Raw genomic sequence first — 519 nt, 5'->3', positions numbered from 1 at the left:
CCTTTGGTAACATAAGCCCATTCACAAAGCTCTGGAGGAAGTTTTATATGTGTAGAATCAACTACCTTTAAAAGTCCTATTTCTGGACTAATTCCTTTATGATCCTTCGTTAAATCCTGAAGAATTTGTACCACTCTTTGAAATAATTCCTGTGCATATTCGGTAGGCAGAGTATTGATTCTACGGCTAAGTTGGGAACCACTAATACTTGGAAGGTTGATAGACTTTCGAAATTCAGGGTTCGCACGAAGCCTTTCCTCCATATCCTCATAAGATTCCCACTTATCTAATTGGGCAGCCACAAATACTTTCATTAATGCGTCAACAGATAGTTTGTCATACTCGTAGTTTAATAGAGGAGATGAAAAAACTTCTGTAGGTAAAACGGATAAACATTGACTAATTAACTGTTTATGACCTATACTTTTATTACGCATATAGTGCTCCTTTGTAGAAGATTTGGGAACAAGTACGGTCTCACTTCTACAATAGGAGCTCTTTTTATTTTTGTAAATTCAT

1 protein-coding gene is annotated in these 519 nt (G+C 36.0%); it reads right to left on the bottom strand.

What is annotated here, in order from left to right; genetic code table 11:
* A partial coding sequence (locus TE34_RS07775; protein ID WP_047984261.1) for a transposase occupies window positions 1–437 on the bottom strand: 437 nt, incomplete at its 3' end.
* Between the last annotated feature and the right edge of the window lie 82 nt (window positions 438–519).

Origin of the sequence: Ornithinibacillus californiensis (assembly GCF_001038485.1) — a bacterium.
Classification (GTDB): domain Bacteria; phylum Bacillota; class Bacilli; order Bacillales; family Amphibacillaceae; genus Ornithinibacillus; species Ornithinibacillus californiensis.
Note: the sequence above shows the minus strand (reverse complement) of the source record. Positions and strands in the feature narration are given on the sequence as shown.